The sequence below is a fragment of the Methanosarcina spelaei genome, from assembly GCF_002287235.1.
Taxonomy (GTDB): domain Archaea; phylum Halobacteriota; class Methanosarcinia; order Methanosarcinales; family Methanosarcinaceae; genus Methanosarcina; species Methanosarcina spelaei.
This window is the reverse complement of sequence record NZ_LMVP01000202.1, coordinates 1-2,704: the sequence shown is the minus strand read 5'-3', so window position 1 is coordinate 2,704 and position 2,704 is coordinate 1. Positions and strand designations below refer to the sequence as shown.

2 protein-coding genes are annotated in these 2,704 nt (G+C 35.0%); both read right to left on the bottom strand.

Annotated elements, in window-relative coordinates; translation table 11 throughout:
- The coding region (locus ASJ81_RS10870) for a hypothetical protein (protein WP_212556065.1) at positions 1-182 on the bottom strand (182 nt) is incomplete at its 3' end.
- Between the two features lie 1,219 nt (positions 183-1,401).
- Positions 1,402-2,704, bottom strand: a 1,303-nt coding sequence (locus ASJ81_RS10865; RefSeq protein WP_141241675.1) for a TolB family protein, incomplete at its 5' end; no start/stop codon positions are given.

Here is a 2,704-nt window from a genome sequence, read left to right as displayed (position 1 = left end):
TCCCTTGAGAAAAGGATTTCTCTTCCATCCGGAGACCAAACTGGGTAATCAGATGTAGCATTGGATGCCACTTTTGTTAACTTCTCAGTTTCCATGGCATCAGCTACTACAATATTTGATGCAATAAATAATAATACAGTATAAATTATTGACAGATATAACACTCTTGGATTAATTTTCACGATATTCCCTCACTTTCACAAGTACAGATCTTCTTACTTTCATAAACCCCAGCCGGAGAATTCTGTCCTGCCAGCGAAAGATTACCTACCTTATCCCAGGTTCATAAAATAACCAAGAGAACCTGCTGTGTTTCCAGATTGTTTGCCAAGTTAAAGTCAACTGAATAACAAGGCTTTTTCATTTGTCTTCAGTTATGATAAATGCTGAAAGTGTTACTTAAAACAGCATTTTCTCTAAGCTAGAGATTAAAAACTCTGTATGTACCCTTTATGTTGGTAACCATTTCAGAGCGGCCAGCTTCTTTACCTGAGTATGAATTATTCATCCCCCTTCGCTCATATGTGCTATTTATGTAACGCCATATATAACGCTATAAAATATACACCCTTAAATTATCTTATATGTAATCTAATATAAGTATTTACCTATTATATTCTATATATTCATAGCTAAGTTATTTACGCCATATTTTATTTATTATAATACCTATTTCTCTATAATTATATCTGTATACATTTAGATGTAAGGAATAGATATAATAGGAGTTTGCCACAAGAGATATGTAGCTGATTTTTGTTTTAAAAGCAAAGTTATGAAATTTCTTGTAAATTTCCTGATTTTTGCTCAGATATATATTATAATTGATTGATAATTATAATTGACTACTAATTATAATTGTGCCCTAAAAGTCAGTTGTAAAAGTATGTAGATCAGTAATTTAATTCCTTTACCCAATAATAAGTACTAGAAAAAGTCCAATGCTCCAGAAAATTCATTTTCATTTTCTTAATCTTCTTAACATATATCAAATATTAATACACTGGTTCTGTTTGCCTTGATTATGTCTGTTCTCCAAACATTTTTACCAAGTTTAAGTTTAGATACTTATGCTTCAAAGGAAAACACTACCAATGTCATTTTTAATGTGATTCATAACATGGCTCTTCGTCATTTCCTATGGATAAGATGATTTTCAATTCAAGACCGCATTGGTTTTTATGAGAATATTATGAGAATATCCACACAAAACAACGAAGAGCCAATAACATAAATAAAAAAAGGAAAAATCTCGCGGGAGATTAAATTAGCATCTTTCTTGTCAAAAAGTTAACTTTGTCACTCCTTAACAATTTTTAGAAACGCGCTTTTGATTGTCGGAATTTTACAAACTCCAAATTTCCTTACTATTTTCTAGTCTTGATGTTTTTATTTTTTCAATTAAGCGTTTACTTGCTTTAAAAATATCCCCGGTTTTGTATTTGTTGTCACTGTTATGTAATTTGTCTTCACTATAGTGCTGCTGCCTGCTGCATTGCTTACTGTAAATGTAATCTTATATTTTCCTGCCTGTAAATACTGATGTTTTGGATCCTTTTCTCTTGAAACTGTCCCATCTCCAAAACTCCATTTGTATGCAGTTGGATTTCCTGTACTTTTGTCAGTAAATGCAACAGCTAACGGGACTTTTCCTGAAGTTGGATATGCAGAAAATGCAGCAGCGGGTTTTGATACTACAACTATATAATTTGTCTTTGTTACAGTGTTACTGCCGACAGCATTTGCTGCTGTAAGAGCCACAGTATAATTTCCTGCTTTGGAATACTTATGCTTTGGGTTCTGCTGGACTGAGTTTGTCCCGTCTCCAAAACTCCATTTCCATTTTGTCGGTGTTCCTGTGTTTGTATCAGTAAATGCAACTGTTAACGGCGCTTTTCCTGAGGTCGGAGTAGCCGAAAATGCGGCAGTCGGTTTTTGTGCAGGTGTTTTCACAATTATATAGTTCTTTATTGTTTTCGTACTTGTTCCTGTTGTACTTTTTACTGTTAAACTGACAGTGTAATTTCCGGCTTTACTGTATGTGTATGCAGGATTCTTTGCTGTTGAAGTTTTCCCATCTCCAAAGTTCCATTTCCATGACGTTGGTATGCCTGTACTCTTGTCAGTAAACTGTACCTTCAGGGGAGCATTTCCTGAACTTGAGGGAGCAGAGAAATTAGCAACGGGACTGTTTCCGTTTTCTAAAGCAAGAGTATATATACCACGTTCTCCTTCTCTATCAGACCAAAAAGCAATTTTTTTGCCATCTGGACTCCATACCGGAAACGAATCCTTTGCTGAACCTGATGTTAACTGAACTTTGTTTTTTCCATTGGCATCCATAATCCATATATCTTCACTTCCAGCTCTGTTTGACACATATATAATTTTTTTACCATCAGGTGAATACATAGGATAGTTATCTTTTGCCGAATCTGAAGTGAGTTGAGTTTTACCGGTTCCGTCAGCTTTTATAGTATATATTTCCGTTTTTTCGTCTTCATATGACTTACTTTTCCCATCAGAATATACTATTTTTGAACCGTCCGGAAACCATATCTGTGACTGCCTTGACTGAGTTTGATGAGTAATTAATCCGGGCCGAAAGCTGGTCAGATCTTTACCGACCTTTCCGATATCAATATAGTGGTCAATGTCAGCTGGTCCGTGCGCACAAACTGCTATTTTTGACGCGTCAGGTGAC